General features: G+C 62.1%; 10 protein-coding genes. 8 read left to right on the top strand and 2 right to left on the bottom strand.

Annotation, left to right across the window (positions count from 1 at the left end):
* Positions 1-45 precede the first annotated feature (45 nt).
* Complete coding sequence (locus CBY09_RS21470; protein WP_094291709.1) at positions 46-2,454, bottom strand: heavy metal translocating P-type ATPase; 2,409 nt, start codon at positions 2,452-2,454, stop codon at positions 46-48.
* A 183-nt stretch (positions 2,455-2,637) separates the two neighbouring features.
* On the opposite strand from CBY09_RS21470, the gene CBY09_RS21465 reads away from it, so the two are divergent.
* From CBY09_RS21465 to CBY09_RS21455, 3 genes are all read left to right on the top strand, one after another.
* Positions 2,638-2,829, top strand: coding sequence for a heavy-metal-associated domain-containing protein (locus CBY09_RS21465; RefSeq protein ID WP_094291608.1), 192 nt, complete (start codon positions 2,638-2,640; stop codon positions 2,827-2,829).
* Positions 2,830-2,930: 101 nt separating this feature from the next.
* The gene (cueR, locus tag CBY09_RS21460; RefSeq protein WP_338025277.1) at positions 2,931-3,491 is read left to right on the top strand and encodes a Cu(I)-responsive transcriptional regulator; all 561 of its coding nucleotides are present in this window, start codon (positions 2,931-2,933) and stop codon (positions 3,489-3,491) included.
* A 202-nt stretch (positions 3,492-3,693) separates the two neighbouring features.
* Positions 3,694-6,066 carry a heavy metal translocating P-type ATPase gene (locus CBY09_RS21455; protein WP_094291607.1) on the top strand — a complete coding sequence of 791 codons (2,373 nt, stop codon included), beginning with the start codon at positions 3,694-3,696 and terminating at the stop codon, positions 6,064-6,066.
* Between the two features lie 30 nt (positions 6,067-6,096).
* On the opposite strand, the gene CBY09_RS21450 is transcribed toward CBY09_RS21455, so the two are convergent.
* On the bottom strand, positions 6,097-6,696 hold the full coding sequence (locus CBY09_RS21450) for a Spy/CpxP family protein refolding chaperone (RefSeq protein WP_094291606.1): 600 nt from the start codon (positions 6,694-6,696) through the stop codon (positions 6,097-6,099).
* Positions 6,697-6,766: 70 nt separating this feature from the next.
* Here CBY09_RS21450 and CBY09_RS21445 point away from each other — a divergent pair, with 70 nt between their 5' ends.
* The 5 genes from CBY09_RS21445 (at position 6,767) to CBY09_RS21425 (ending at position 14,001) form a co-directional block, all read left to right on the top strand.
* Positions 6,767-7,435 (top strand): Crp/Fnr family transcriptional regulator, encoded by a 669-nt coding sequence (locus tag CBY09_RS21445; RefSeq protein ID WP_094291605.1) that lies wholly within the window; start codon positions 6,767-6,769, stop codon positions 7,433-7,435.
* A gap of 33 nt (positions 7,436-7,468) precedes the next feature.
* A complete protein-coding gene (locus CBY09_RS21440; RefSeq protein ID WP_094291604.1) occupies positions 7,469-7,924 on the top strand; it encodes a hypothetical protein in 456 nt (151 codons plus the stop codon).
* Between the two features lie 75 nt (positions 7,925-7,999).
* A complete protein-coding gene (locus tag CBY09_RS21435) occupies positions 8,000-9,325 on the top strand; it encodes a TolC family protein (RefSeq protein WP_205734189.1) in 1,326 nt (441 codons plus the stop codon).
* A gap of 12 nt (positions 9,326-9,337) precedes the next feature.
* Positions 9,338-10,855: an efflux RND transporter periplasmic adaptor subunit gene (locus CBY09_RS21430; protein ID WP_094291603.1), complete on the top strand. Its 1,518-nt coding sequence runs from the start codon at positions 9,338-9,340 to the stop codon at positions 10,853-10,855.
* The gene (locus CBY09_RS21425; protein WP_094291602.1) at positions 10,852-14,001 is read left to right on the top strand and encodes an efflux RND transporter permease subunit; all 3,150 of its coding nucleotides are present in this window, start codon (positions 10,852-10,854) and stop codon (positions 13,999-14,001) included. The genes CBY09_RS21430 and CBY09_RS21425 overlap by 4 nt, the downstream gene beginning before the upstream one ends.
* Positions 14,002-14,113: the final 112 nt, after the last annotated feature.

Genomic DNA, 14,113 nt, shown 5'->3' with positions numbered 1-14,113 from the left:
CGGTCTGCATCTGACAGGATCCGTTGTCGGATCTGGCGCTAGTCCTTACCTCTTCCAAGAACGCAGCAGCAACGCATTGGTCACCACACTCACGCTGCTGAGGGCCATAGCTGCTCCCGCCACCATGGGATTCAACAGGCCAAATGCAGCCAAGGGGATCCCGACCACGTTGTACGCGAATGCCCAGAAAAGGTTCTGACGGATCTTTGCGTACGTGCGCCGGGAGATGTCGATGGCATCTGCGATCAACGCGGGGTCACCATGCATCAGCGTGATCCCCGCAGCATGCATGGCCACGTCGGTGCCCGTGGACATGGCAATTCCCACATTCGCCGCAGCCAGAGCGGGCGCGTCGTTGATGCCGTCACCCACCATCGCAACGTGCCTGCCACCTGACTTGAGCTGCGCCACGATATCCGCCTTGCCTTCCGGCAGCACATCAGCACGAACCTGATCGATGCCCAACGCGCTGGCTACTGCGCTTGCGCTTCCCTTGTTGTCCCCGGTGACCAAGACGGTCTGGATGCCGAGAGCATGCAGTTGGGCAATGGCCAGTTGTGAGCTTGGCTTCACTGTGTCTCCAAATGCCAATAATCCCATCACCTCTGGCGCATCGGTCACGTCAGCCAACCAGGATACTGTGCGGCCCTCTTGTTGCATCAGTGCTGCAGCCCCGGTCAGACCGGCCATGTTGACACCCAACTCCTCCATGTAACGTGTACTCCCGAGGCGGATCTGGCGTCCTTTGATGACAGCAGACATGCCTCTGCCAGCTACCGCTGTGACCTCAGTGGCACGAGGAACGGTCACACCCTGGGTGCGTGCAGCGTCCATCACGGCCTTGGCCAGTGGATGCTCGCTGCCGTTCTGAATGGCCGCAGCAAACGGCAGTAACTGATCCTGGAGGCCTTCGGCAGGCATCGCAGCCGTCAAAGTGGGCTTCCCCTCGGTCAGGGTGCCGGTCTTGTCGAACGCCACGGTGTCGATGCGGTGGGCAACCTCCAGTGCTTCTGCATCCTTGATCAGAATACCGTGGCGTGCTGCAACGCCGGTGCCCGCCATGATCGCGGTGGGAGTAGCCAAACCCAGCGCACAAGGGCACGCAATGACAAGTACCGCGACAGCATTGAGGATCGCCTGTTCCCAGTTGCCAGTGGCGAAGCCCCAGCCCATCAGTGTGATGGCAGCAAGGCCGAGCACCACGGGCACAAAGACCGCACTCACTTCATCCACTATCCGCTGGATGGGAGCCTTCTTCGCCTGCGCCGACTCAACCATCCGCACGATGCGCGACAGAGTTGACTCTGCGCCAATCGCAGTCGTCCGTACCAACAACAAGCCCTCCGCGTTCACGGCGCCTCCCGTCACCTTGTCGCCGACGTGCTTCGCAACGGGCAGGCTCTCCCCGGTGATCAATGACTCATCCACCTGGCTTGCGCCTTCGATCACCGAGCCGTCTACCGGGACTCTCTCCCCTGGGCGGACAACCACCGTATCACCTACTTTCACGCGTGAGAGTGGTAGATCAATGTCACCGGCATCAGTGCGCACACGCGCAATTTCTGGGCGCAGCGCATGCAGCGCCCGGATCGCTTCGGTGGTTTGTCGCTTGGCTCGGGCTTCCAGCCACTTCCCGAGGAGCACTAGCGTGACAATGACAGAGGAGGCTTCAAAGTACAGGTGGGGTGTGCCGTGCTCAGCGTGCTTGACCAGCAGGTACAGGCTCAAACCGAACCCGGCCGACGTACCCAATGCGACCAGCAGATCCATGTTGCCTGCGCCTGCACGAAGAGCCTTCCAGCCAGCGCGGTAGAACCTCGCGCCCAGCCAGAACTGCACAGGCGTGGCCAGGGCCAGTTGAATCCAGCCGTTGAGTGTCCAGTCTTGACCGAACAGCATGCCAAGCATGGGCAATACCAGGGGGAAGGACAGACCAGCGGCTAGAGCGACAGGCCACCAGGGCGCCGACTGCTTGTCGTGTTCAGTGGGAGTGTTCGTATCCGCCACCTGCGCCTCATAGCCCGCCTTTACAACGGCGGCTACCAGGCGTTCGGGAGGCAATCCTGCATCGAAACGAACCTGCGCACGCTCCGTGGCTAGATTGACTTCCGCATGCTTGACGCCTGGTACACCCTTCAGCGCTTTTTCGACACGTCCCACGCACGACGCGCAGGTCATCCCGCCGATCAACAGCTCCACGGACTCTTCCGCTATTGCGTATCCAGCCTTTTCGACAGCCGCAGCCAAGGCCGGGACCGGCACCGTGGAGGCGGCAACCACGGAGGCGCGCTCAGTAGCAATATTAACGGTCACCTCACTGACCCCAGGGACGGCTTTGAGGGCCCTTTCAACCCGTCCAACGCAAGAGCCGCAGGTCATGCCAAGTATCGGAAGATTCAGGTGTGCGATCGATAGTGAGGCGGACGGCCCCGCTTCATGGGCAGAGGTATTCATAGCAATCTCCATGTGGTATTCAACTCCGGCGTTAACCGGCAGAGTTCGAACTTTCAGGGTTGACACGATGGGAGACGCAAGCGAGCCGGCGCTCCTTGTTTGAATATCTGTCTGGCCACTTGACCTTGCCCCAGTGGCAAACCGGAGACTGAAAGCCTCTTAACTTTTTCCAAGAGGCGAAAAATGCATGAATTCCAACTCCCCGACATGACCTGCGGACACTGCGCTGGTATGGTGAGCCAGACGCTGCAGATGACAGACCCTGAATGCAAAGTGCAGGTGGACATGTCCAAACGTATGGTCACTGTGCAAAGTGCGGAAGATCGCAAGACACTGGTCGAGGTACTGACTGAAGCTGGATATCCGCCCGCCTGATCTAGGCTTTACAGAACGTAGTATTCAGAGCGCTTGACATTGACACGGTGGTAAGGATGAAAGTCCTTGCTACCGTGTTATTCCATTGCACAGGAGCATCCATGACCACACTCATGAACATCGGCGATGCAGCCAAGGCGGCAGGCGTATCCGCCAAGATGATCCGCCACTACGAGCAAACAGGTTTGTTGCCGGAAGCCGAACGCAGCGAGGCCGGCTATCGAAAATACGGTGAACGTGAAGTCTCGGTACTGCGCTTCATCCGGCAGTCGCGCCGCCTCGGCTTCTCCATGCCCCAGATTGCAGAGCTGATCGGCCAATGGGGCGACACACACCGCACCAGTCGGCAGGTCAAAGCGATTGCCGAGCGCCATCTGGCAGATCTGGAGGAAAAGCTACGGGAAATTGTCGAGATGAAATCGGCGTTAGAGCAGTTGGTTTCTGTGTGCGCAGGTGACGATCATGCCCATTGCTCGATTCTGGAAAACCTCGCCGCAGACAGTCCCTCGGCCCCCAATCACAGCGCCAGTTTTGTCAAACCGAAGCGTCGTGGTGCCAAGGCCTCCACTGCGCACTCTGGGGTAGCGGAAAAGCAGACAACCAGTCATTTGGATCTCATGACTTGGATGCGTGGCGTACATGTACATCGTGGCGCGCACTGACATCTAGATAGCCAGGAGCCGTTCACATGAAGCGGCTGCTGCAGGTCGTCGTGCTTAGGCCGCAGCGTATCGAGGGTCATGATTTCTTGTGATCCTTGCCAGCGCTTGAGTCCGGGAGTTGGCGGGAAGTCTGACTTGGGAAGTACTGCCAACAGGAACGCGGGCGACGCGGCCACCCAACACATTAACCGGAGTTCCATCCATGTCATCCCCAACATCGCACGAGCACACCCATCACGAACACCACCATCATGATGGGCAACACGGGAACCAAGCAGGGTCTTCCGTGGGACTGACGGATCCCGTGTGTGGGATGGGGGTGACAGAACAATCGCATCACTCGACCGAGCATGAAGGACGTCCCTACTACTTTTGCAGCGCCAAATGCAAAGCACGCTTCATGGAAGCGCCGCAAAAATTTCTCTCGACTTCTATCAGCGAGAGCACGCATCAGCCCGAGCCCGAAGCGGCACAACCGCGCACAACCTACACCTGCCCCATGCACCCGGAGGTGCAGCAAGACCATCCCGGCAATTGTCCCAAGTGCGGCATGACACTGGAGCCCATGCTGCCCACGCTGGATGAGGGAGAGAACGCCGAACTTTTGGATTTCCGGCATCGCTTCTGGTGGACGCTGCCCCTCACCGTCGTGGTCACTGTTTTGGCCATGGTGGGGCACCGGTTGCAGTGGTTCGAGATGGCCACACAGAGCTGGATTGAACTGGTGCTGACGGTTCCCATCGTGCTGTGGGCTGGCTGGCCCTTCTTTGTACGTGGCGCCCAGTCCATCGCGAACCGCAGTCCCAATATGTGGACACTGATCGGCCTGGGCACGGGCGCCGCTTTTGCTTACAGCGTAGTCGCCACCGTTTCGCCCGGGCTGTTTCCAGCCTCATTCCAGGCCATGGGCCGCGTGGCGGTGTACTTCGAAGCTGCAGCCGTCATCATCTCTCTCACGCTGCTGGGCCAGATGCTGGAGCTGAAAGCACGCTCGCAGACTTCTGCCGCCATCAAATCGCTGCTGGGCCTGGCCCCCAAGACCGCGCGGCGCATCGACGCCAACGGTCAGGAGAGTGATGTTCCCTTGTCCCATGTCCATGTGGGAGACCTCTTGCGCGTGCGCCCCGGTGAGAAGGTGCCGGTGGATGGCGTGGTGGTCGAGGGGCGCAGCGCGGTGGACGAAGCCATGCTCACTGGCGAGCCGGTGCCCATCGTCAAGGGGCCTGGCGATGCCGTCATCGGTGCCACGCTCAATACCAACGGTGCGCTGGTGATCCGCTCCGAGCGGGTGGGTTCGGCCACCATGCTGTCGCAGATCGTTCAGATGGTTGCGCAAGCACAGCGCTCACGGGCTCCCATGCAGCGCATGGCCGACCAGGTGGCGGGCTACTTCGTGATGGCTGTGGTCGGTATCGCGCTGGTCACGCTGTTTGCGTGGGGCCTTTTCGGGCCGGAGCCACGTTGGGTCTATGGCCTGGTCAACGCCGTGGCCGTGCTGATCATTGCGTGCCCCTGCGCGTTGGGCTTGGCAACACCGATGTCCATCATGGTGGCCACAGGCCGGGGCGCGACCAGTGGCGTGCTGTTCAGGGACGCTGCAGCCATCGAGAACCTGCGCAAGGTGGACACGCTGATCGTGGACAAGACAGGCACGCTCACCGAGGGCAAGCCCTCCTTTGAACGTGTGGTGGCCATGCCTGGCCTGTCCGAGGACGAAGTGCTGCGCCTGGCGGCCAGTCTGGACCAAGGCAGCGAGCATCCGCTGGCCGATGCCATTGTCCAGGCGGCCCGCGCCAAGGGCCTGGTGCTGGACAAACCCGAGGACTTCGAGTCCGGGTCGGGCATTGGCGTACGTGGACGGGTCGCCGGGCGCCAGCTCGCCCTGGGCAACACAGTCCTCATGGAGCAGGTGGGCGTTTCTGCGGGTCCGCTGCTTGCGCAGGCGGAGGCCTTGCGCGCCACAGGCGCCAGTGTGATGTACCTGGCGACTGACGGCCGGCTTCAAGGCCTGCTGGCGGTCTCGGATGCCATCAAGGCCAGCACGCCGGAAGCCTTGGCCACTTTGCATGCGGCAGGACTGCGCATCGTCATGGCCACGGGCGACGGCATGACCACCGCCAAGGCGGTGGGGGCAAAGCTGGGGATTGATGAGGTCCATGGCGAGGTCAAGCCTGCCGACAAGCTGGCTCTGGTGTCCCGCCTGCAGGCCGAGGGCCGTGTCGTTGCCATGGCAGGGGACGGGATCAACGATGCGCCCGCCCTTGCCAAGGCAGACGTGGGGATCGCGATGGGCACTGGCACCGATGTGGCGATGAACAGCGCCCAGGTCACCCTGGTCAAGGGTGATCTGCGGGGTATTTCCACAGCACGGGGAATGTCGGAGGCGACGGTGGGCAACATGAAGCAGAATTTGATGTTTGCCTTCCTCTACAACGCGCTGGGCATACCGATTGCGGCAGGGCTGCTGTATCCCTTCACCGGTTGGCTGTTATCGCCGATGATCGCGGCCTTGGCGATGAGCCTGAGTTCGGCGTCCGTGATAGCGAACGCCTTGCGGTTACGTACCGGCCGATGAAGGAAACAGCAGGCCTGCTGGGCAGCTGCGTCAATTTGCCACGTGGTTGGGGACGGTGCCGGCAGGCGCTGTGTAGCCGCGCAGTTCTTGATAGCGCGCTATTTGCAGTGGCGTTAGGATTGCGACCGTTCGCAGGTGGTAGTTCAGATGCGAAGCGCGAAGCGAAGCATGAGCGAGCGCAATGCGTTCTACTGCTTGAGTCACGCTGGCTTCGCTGGGACAGCCTCTCTTGAAGAGGCTGTCCAGTTCCCTTTCGGTCTCAATTGCGGCCTTCCCGAGTCGTTGAGCGTCGGCCTTCATCTGTTCCGTAAGCGCCATCGTTTCGCGTTGTTGGCTTTGTGTCAGCCACAACTTTTCGCCCAGCTCCACAACGTGGGAGGGGCCAGGGAAGCCGTTGAGTTCGGCTGCAAGTGCTAGTGACATGCCTCTTCCAGCTTGTAAGTCTTCGATTTGTTGCGGAGAAAGCGCTTTGATTTCGCGCTCTTGATAGCCAGCGTATTGCGAGGATCCAGTGTGCTGAGCAAGCTGAGCAAGCTGAGCAGGTTGGCCTGGATCAGGATGCTTGTGGGACTGGGCTGCAACAACGGAGGCAGTGCCAACCAGAAGGAAATATGCGAGTAGCGTTTTCATGTGGGATCTGAAGGGAGTTGGAGCCTAAATCTTCCTTCGATTGTTTCCAGATGAATATGATTGCAGTCATATGAAAACGTCGTCACGTGAAGTCATAGAGGACTGCATTGCGCCTTCGGACAGCGCGTTTGGTGTCACGCCCTCGCTGCGTCGTCTGGCTTCGGGGCAGATGCTTTTTCGCGAGGGTGCTGCAAGTGCGGGAGTCTTTCGCCTGCGGTCCGGCTGTATGCGCCTAATTCGCACCACCCTCACTGGAGGTCAGGCCACGATGCACACAGTCCGGCAAGGCGAGTTTTTTGCCGAAGCTTCACTGTTCTCAGCCAAATACCACTGTGACGCGGTAGCACTGGAATCCTCGGAGGTACTGGTTTTTCGCAAGGAGGCATTGGTCGTCCAACTGCGCGAGTCGCCTGAGCTGTTGTGGACATTCACGGCCGAGTTGGCACGGCGCGTTCAAGGACTTCGGACCAGGTTGGAGATAAAGCAGACGCGATCAGCAGAGGAGCGGATTCTGCAGTTCATAGGACTTCACTGTGACGCGTCCGGTTTTTGGACTCAACAAGGAACGCTCAAGCATCTTTCCGAAGACATCGGCCTTACTCACGAAGCGCTTTACCGGGCTCTTGCTCGCCTGCAGCGACAGGGGGCCATCTTGCGCCTAAAAGATGGGTTGAAGATATGTCAACCGGGGGTTCTGGCCCCCAGCGCCGAACAGATTGGGAGTATTGATCTGGGTTAACCACTCGCTGACGATCTTCGGTACGATCACACTATGACCTTTGTCAGAAGCACTTGTTCGCGCCAAGGACGCTGGATAACCAGCGTTCTGGTCGCGGCATTGCTTTTGATGCAGTTCGCGTTGGCCGCCTATGCCTGTCCCAAGCTGGACTCCGCAGCCCATACGGCATCGATGCAAAAAGCGGGCATGGCTATGGAAGATGCCGTCGGCATGCCCTCCATGCCTGATTGCCACGCGATGGGGGGCACCATGGATGAGCAGGATCCTCAGCTGTGCCGAGCCCATTGTGATGGCGACAGCTTGTCCTCCCCCTCGCTCCAAGGTCTCGATCTGCAGGCGATCGCGGCGCACGCTATCTGGGTTGCCTATGTGCTGCCTGTGATCCTGGACTCCGAGCGCCATATTGACCCTCGGGCTGTCTACGCAGAGCTGGACAGTCGAGCGGGCTCTCCCCCCATCTATCTAACCCATCAGGTCTTTCGAAATTGATCGTGCACGTCTTGCGCGCTGCCTTGCAGCGTTTGCGCAAGTCTGACTTCGTGCCCCTTCATTTCGAGGACCATCATGCCCAACATCTCCTTCGGCGCTCCCTGCGAGCGCCTGTCTGCGCACCAGCGCATTCGTCCCATCTCGCAGCGCATCCAGGTGCGCAACCTCCACCATCTGCGCCTGGGCGCTCTCGGGTTCCTGCTGGCCGGCATCGGCTTGGCTGGCAACCAGGCCCACGCCCTGGGCTTTGCAGAGGCCTTGGATCTGGCGGAGCAGCACAGCCCTCGCATCACGGCCCAGCGGCTGCAGATTGATGCGGCCAGCAGTTCCCAGAAGTCGGCGGGAACGCTGCCGGACCCCAAGCTGTCGGTCGGTGTCGAGAACTTCCCTATCAGCGGCATGGACCGCTTCAGCCTCACACGCGAGTCCATGACCATGCAGCGCCTGGCGCTGATGCAGGAGGTGCCCAACCGCGCCAAGCGCGACGCCCAGATCGCCGGTGCCGAGGCCAAGGTGGAACGCGAGCGCGCCGCCCTGGGCGTCCAGCGCCTGCAGATCCGCCAGGAGCTGAGCCAAGCCTGGATCTTGGCCCAGGCCATTGAACAGCGCGACCAGGTGCTCGCCGGTCTACTGAGTGAGAACCAGCGCCTGCAGGACAGCCTGCCTACCCGCATCGCGGGGGGGGCGGCCCAGGCGGGAGACCTCCTGATGGCCAGGCAGGAAGCGCTTGCGCTGTCGGACCGCAGGGACGATCTGCAGCGGGATCGGTCCAAGGCCAGGGCGATGTTGCGGCGCTGGGTTGGCGCCCGCGCCGACGAGGCACTGCAGGGAACTCCTGGGCCGCTGAGCCTCCCCCTGGACCAACTGCGGTCAGAGGTACACCGCCATGCCGAACTGACTCAGTACCCCGCCATGCAGGCCATGGCCCTGGCGGAAACACGCGAAGCCCAGGCAGAAACAAAGGGTGATTGGTCCTGGGAGGTCGCCTACAGCCGCCGCGACCGCCGCTGGGGCGACATGGTGTCGTTCCAGGTGACCTTTGACCTTCCCTGGCAACAGGAGCGACGCCAGGCACCCCAGATCAAGGCCAAGCAGCTGGAGCTGCAGCGCCTGGAAGCCGAGCAGGAAGACGTGACCCGCAGGCACTTGCAGGAGCTGGAGGACAGCGCCTCTGAGCTGGCGGCTCTGAACAGCCAGATCGAGCGGCTGCAATCGGCTGGCATGGGCTTGGCGCAGGGGCGCGCTGAACTCGCGCTGGCCAATTACCAGTCTGCCAAAGGCGACTTGAGCGCCGTGCTGGCGGCAAGGGCCCAAGTGCGGGAGACGCACTGGCGGCTCATTGATTTGCAGGCACAGCGGGACATCGTGATTGCTCGCCTGAACAGCCTGATCGCCGACTGAAGGGAGAACCACATGACCAATACCGTTTTCAAGAAGACCGCTGTGGCTATGGCACTGGTGGCTGCTGGCGTCGCCCTTGGCTGGGGTATCTCCCAGTGGCGCATGGCGAGCAGCTACGCATCTGGCGCCGCTCCTGCCTCGGCAGAAACTACCAAGACCGACCGCAAAGTGCTGTACTGGTACGACCCCATGGTGCCAACGCAGAAGTTCGACAAGCCAGGCAAGTCGCCCTACATGGACATGACCCTGGTCCCCAAGTACGCCGATGAGGACACACAACAAGGCACCGGTTTGAATGTCTCTGCCCAGGCGGTGCAAGCCCTCGGCCTGCGCACCGCCACGGTGGAGCAACGCGACATTGGGGCCAACGTGGACGTGCTGGGCACGGTCCAGCTCAATGACCGGGATGTGAGCATCGTCCAGGCGCGCTCAGCCGGGTTCGTGGAGCGGGTCTACGCCAGGGCCCCGGGCGACGTGGTGGCCGCAGGCGCGCCATTGGCCGATCTGTTGCTGCCTGAATGGGTGGCTGCGCAGCGCGAGTTTCTCGCGGTCCGGGCGCTCAAGGACGAGTCGCTGACGGCAGCAGCGCGCCAGCGGCTGTCGCTGCTGGGCATGCCTGCCTCGCTCGTGGCCCAGGTGGAGCGCACGGGCGAACCTCAGGGCCGCTACATGGTGACCTTTCCACAGGCGGGGATGGTGGCCGAATTGATGGTGCGCCAGGGCATGGCGGTCTCTGCGGGGGCCAGCCTGGTGCGCGTGAACGGTCTGGCCAGCGTCTGGATCGAAGCAGCCGTTCCTGAAGCGCAAAGCGGTCCGTTGCAGCTGGGGCAGGACGCCCAGGTCCGCCTGGCCGCGTTTCCGGGCGAAACCCTCAAAGCCCGTGTCGTGAGCATCCTGCCAGAGGCCAACCGGGACACCCGCACGGTGCGCGTGCGGCTGGAGCTTCCCAACCCCGCCCAGCGGCTGAAGGCGGGCATGTCCGGGCAGATCGTTCTGGCTGGACGCACACAACCAGCGCTGCTGGTGCCCAGCGAAGCGGTGATCCGCACCGGCAAGCGGGCGCTGGTCTACGTGGTGGACGGTCCTGGCAAGTACCACCCCGTCCAGGTGCAACTCGGCGCGGAAATCGATGACCGCCTCGTCATTCAAAGCGGACTTACCGCAGGACAACAGGTGGTCGCCTCGGCACAGTTCCTGATCGACTCGGAAGCCAGCCTGCGGGGCATCTTGCCTGCACAGCCTCAAGGCAGCGGCGCGCAACCCATCGCTGAACAGGGTTCCTCGGCCTCTGCGGCTCCGGCGTCCAAGAGCTTTACGGTGCGAGGGGTGGTCGATGAGGTCACGCCAACCGAGCTGACCCTTACCCACGAGGCGGTGCCTGAACTGAAGTGGCCCGGCATGACCATGCCATTCAAGCTGGCAAACCCAGAACTGGCCAAAGCACTGAAACCCGAGCAGCAGGTGAAGTTCACCTTCCAGCAGCAAGGCAAGGACTTCGTGATCACTGCCGTGGAAAGGATCAAGCCATGATCGCGCGTCTGATCCGCTGGTCGGTGGCGAACCGGTTCCTGGTGCTGCTGGCAACCGTGATGCTGAGCGCCTGGGGCGTGTGGGGCGTGCGCAGCACCCCCGTGGATGCACTTCCCGATTTGTCGGATGTCCAGGTCATCATCCGCACCTCCTATCCCGGCCAGGCGCCGCAGATCGTGGAAAACCAGGTGACCTACCCGCTGGCCACCACCATGCTGTCCGTTCCGGGCGCCAAGACGGTGCGCGGCTTCTCGTTCTTTGGCGACTCCTTCGTCTACATCCTGTTCGAGGACGGCACGGACCTGTACTGGGCGCGTTCCCGCGTGCTGGAGTACATGAATCAGGTGCAGGGACGACTACCCGCAACGGCCAAATCGTCGCTCGGCCCCGACGCCACCGGGGTCGGCTGGATCTACCAATATGCGCTGGTGGACCGCACCGGCAAGAACGATCTCGCCCAGCTGCGGGCCCTGCAGGACTGGTTCCTGAAATTCGAACTCAAGAGCCTGCCCAATGTCGCGGAAGTGGCGTCGGTGGGCGGCATGGTCAAGCAGTACCAGGTGGTGCTTGATCCGATCAAGCTCGCAGCCCAAGGGCTGACCCAGGGGCAGGTGCGCGAGGCCATCCTGGGCGCCAACCAGGAAACGGGAGGATCGGTGCTGGAGTTGTCCGGGGCCGAGTACATGGTGCGCGCCAGCGGCTACCTCAAGACGCTGGACGACTTCCGGGCCATCCCGTTGGTGTCGCGCGCCGGGATTCCCGTGCGCCTGGGCGATGTCGCCACGCTCCAGATCGGGCCGGAGATGCGGCGCGGCATCGCTGAACTCGACGGCGAGGGCGAGGTGGCCGGTGGCGTGGTGGTTCTGCGCTCGGGCAAGAATGCCCAGGAAACCATTCAGGCCGTCAAGACCAAACTCAGCGAACTACAAGGCAGCCTGCCCCCGGGCGTGGAGATCGTCACCACCTACGACCGCAGCGCACTCATCGAGCGGGCAATCCGCAACCTCACCACCAAACTCGTGGAGGAGTTCATTGTGGTGGCCCTGGTCTGCGTGGTGTTCCTCTGGCACCTGCGTTCTGCGCTGGTCGCGATCATTTCTCTGCCGCTGGGGATCATGGCGGCGTTTCTGGTGATGCGCTACCAGGGCATCAATGCCAACATCATGTCCCTGGGCGGGATTGCCATTGCCGTGGGCGCCATGGTCGATGCGGCAGTCGTGATGATCGAAAACGCCCACAAAAAGCTGGAGGCCTGGCAGCACAAGCATCCCGACCGCCAGCTTGCCGGGGAGGAACGCTGGAAGGTGATCACCGAAGCCGCTGAGGAGGTGGGCCCCGCGCTGTTCTTTTCGCTGCTCATCATCACCTTGTCCTTCGTTCCCGTTTTTACGCTGGAAGCACAGGAAGGCCGCCTGTTCGGACCGCTGGCGTTCACCAAAACCTATGCGATGGCCGCAGCTGCGGCACTCTCGGTCACGCTGATCCCGGTCCTGATGGGCTACTGGATCCGGGGACGTATCCCCGATGAGCAGAAGAACCCGATCACGCGCGCGCTGATCGCCGTGTACCGGCCTTGCCTGGAGTGGGTTCTGCACCGCCCAAAATCCACCCTGGTCATCGCCGTGCTGGCGCTGACGACCACGATCTGGCCTCTGTCGCGGTTGGGGGGCGAGTTCCTGCCCAGGCTGGACGAAGGTGATCTGCTGTACATGCCGTCGGCGCTTCCGGGTCTGTCGGCGCAGCGGGCCACCGAACTGCTGCAACTGAGCAACCGGATGATCAAGACGGTGCCCGAGGTCGAGCGCGTCTTCGGCAAGGCGGGCCGCGCAGAGACCGCCACCGATCCGGCCCCGCTGGAAATGTTCGAGACCACAGTGAAGCTCAAACCCAGAGACCAATGGCGTCCAGGTATGACCCCCGAGGGCCTGATCGAAGAGTTGGACAAGGCCGTCAAGATCCCCGGCCTGTCCAATATCTGGATTCCGCCCATTCGCAACCGTATCGACATGCTCGCGACGGGCATCAAGAGTCCCATCGGGGTCAAGGTGACCGGCAACGACCTGAAGGTGATCGACGGGATCGCTGCACAGGTCGAACAGGTCGCCAAGGGCATTCCGGGAGTGACTTCGTCACTGGCCGAGCGCCTGACCGGGGGCCGCTATGTCGATGTCCGCATCGATCGCACGGCCGCAGGGCGCTACGGGCTGAATGTGAGCGAAATCCAGGCCGTGGTCTCCGGGGCGATCGGTGGTGAAAACGTGTCTGAAACTGTCGAGGGCCTGGCCCGCTTCCCGATCAACCTGCGCTATCCGCGTGAATGGAGGGACTCCCCGGAACGCCTGGCCCAGTTGCCCATCTCCACGCCCATGGGGCAGCATATCACGCTGGGTACGGTGGCCAGCGTCTCCATCACCGATGGGCCGGCCATGCTCAAGAGCGAGAACGCCCGCCCATCGGGCTGGGTGTATGTCGATGTGCGAGGGCGCGATCTGGCATCGGTGGCCAATGACCTGCGCGATGCGGTGAGCCGCCAGATCAAGCTGGAGCCCGGGGTCAGCATCACGTACTCAGGTCAGTTCGAGTACCTGGAGCGGGCCAATGCCCGCTTGAAAGTAGTGGTGCCTGCCACCTTGCTGATCATCTTCGTGCTGTTGTACTTGACCTTCTCGCGCATGGGTGAGGCGGGACTGATCATGGCGACGCTGCCATTCGCGTTGACCGGGGGCATCTGGTTCCTGTACCTGATGAACTACAACCTGTCCATCGCCACCGGTGTGGGCTTCATCGCCCTGGCGGGGGTCGCGGCAGAGTTCGGGGTGGTCATGCTCATCTACCTCAAGCACGCACTCGCAGAGAGATGTCCAGACGGCAGGCAGCCCACGCTGGAAGAGCTGCTGGATGCGATCCGGGAAGGTGCTGTGCTGCGCGTGCGCCCCAAGGCCATGACCGTGGCTGTCATCCTTGCGGGCCTGGTGCCCATCGTGTGGAGCAGCGGGACAGGCTCGGAGGTCATGAGCCGCATCGCGGCCCCTATGCTGGGCGGTATGGTGACAGCGCCGCTGCTGTCCTTGTTTGTGATTCCTGCGGCCTATGTGCTGATGCGAAAGCCGAGAAAACGCGATCAGCTGGACACTGAGGCCTCGTGAGGCTGGCAGGGTGCCCCCTTTAGGGGCATCGAGTTTGCTGATCGAGAGGCTGCGTGGCCACGCCAGGCAATGCTGCCTCAATCGAACTGGCCCGCCCCTCAGGATGCTCGCA

This window comes from Acidovorax kalamii (genome assembly GCF_002245625.1).
Classification (GTDB): Bacteria; Pseudomonadota; Gammaproteobacteria; order Burkholderiales; family Burkholderiaceae_C; genus Acidovorax; species Acidovorax kalamii.
Note: the sequence above shows the minus strand (reverse complement) of the source record. Positions and strands in the feature narration are given on the sequence as shown.

Excerpts from the sequence above, each read along its gene's own strand:
- CBY09_RS21465 (WP_094291608.1), top strand. The coding sequence starts at position 2,638 with ATGCATGAATTCCAACTCCCCGACATGACCTGCGGACACTGCGCTGGT.
- CBY09_RS21470 (WP_094291709.1), bottom strand. The coding sequence starts at position 2,454 with ATGAATACCTCTGCCCATGAAGCGGGGCCGTCCGCCTCACTATCGATC.
- CBY09_RS21450 (WP_094291606.1), bottom strand. The coding sequence starts at position 6,696 with ATGAAAACGCTACTCGCATATTTCCTTCTGGTTGGCACTGCCTCCGTT.
- CBY09_RS21425 (WP_094291602.1), top strand. The coding sequence starts at position 10,852 with ATGATCGCGCGTCTGATCCGCTGGTCGGTGGCGAACCGGTTCCTGGTG.
- CBY09_RS21455 (WP_094291607.1), top strand. The coding sequence starts at position 3,694 with ATGTCATCCCCAACATCGCACGAGCACACCCATCACGAACACCACCAT.
- CBY09_RS21430 (WP_094291603.1), top strand. The coding sequence starts at position 9,338 with ATGACCAATACCGTTTTCAAGAAGACCGCTGTGGCTATGGCACTGGTG.
- CBY09_RS21440 (WP_094291604.1), top strand. The coding sequence starts at position 7,469 with ATGACCTTTGTCAGAAGCACTTGTTCGCGCCAAGGACGCTGGATAACC.
- cueR (WP_338025277.1), top strand. The coding sequence starts at position 2,931 with ATGACCACACTCATGAACATCGGCGATGCAGCCAAGGCGGCAGGCGTA.
- CBY09_RS21435 (WP_205734189.1), top strand. The coding sequence starts at position 8,000 with ATGCCCAACATCTCCTTCGGCGCTCCCTGCGAGCGCCTGTCTGCGCAC.
- CBY09_RS21445 (WP_094291605.1), top strand. The coding sequence starts at position 6,767 with ATGAAAACGTCGTCACGTGAAGTCATAGAGGACTGCATTGCGCCTTCG.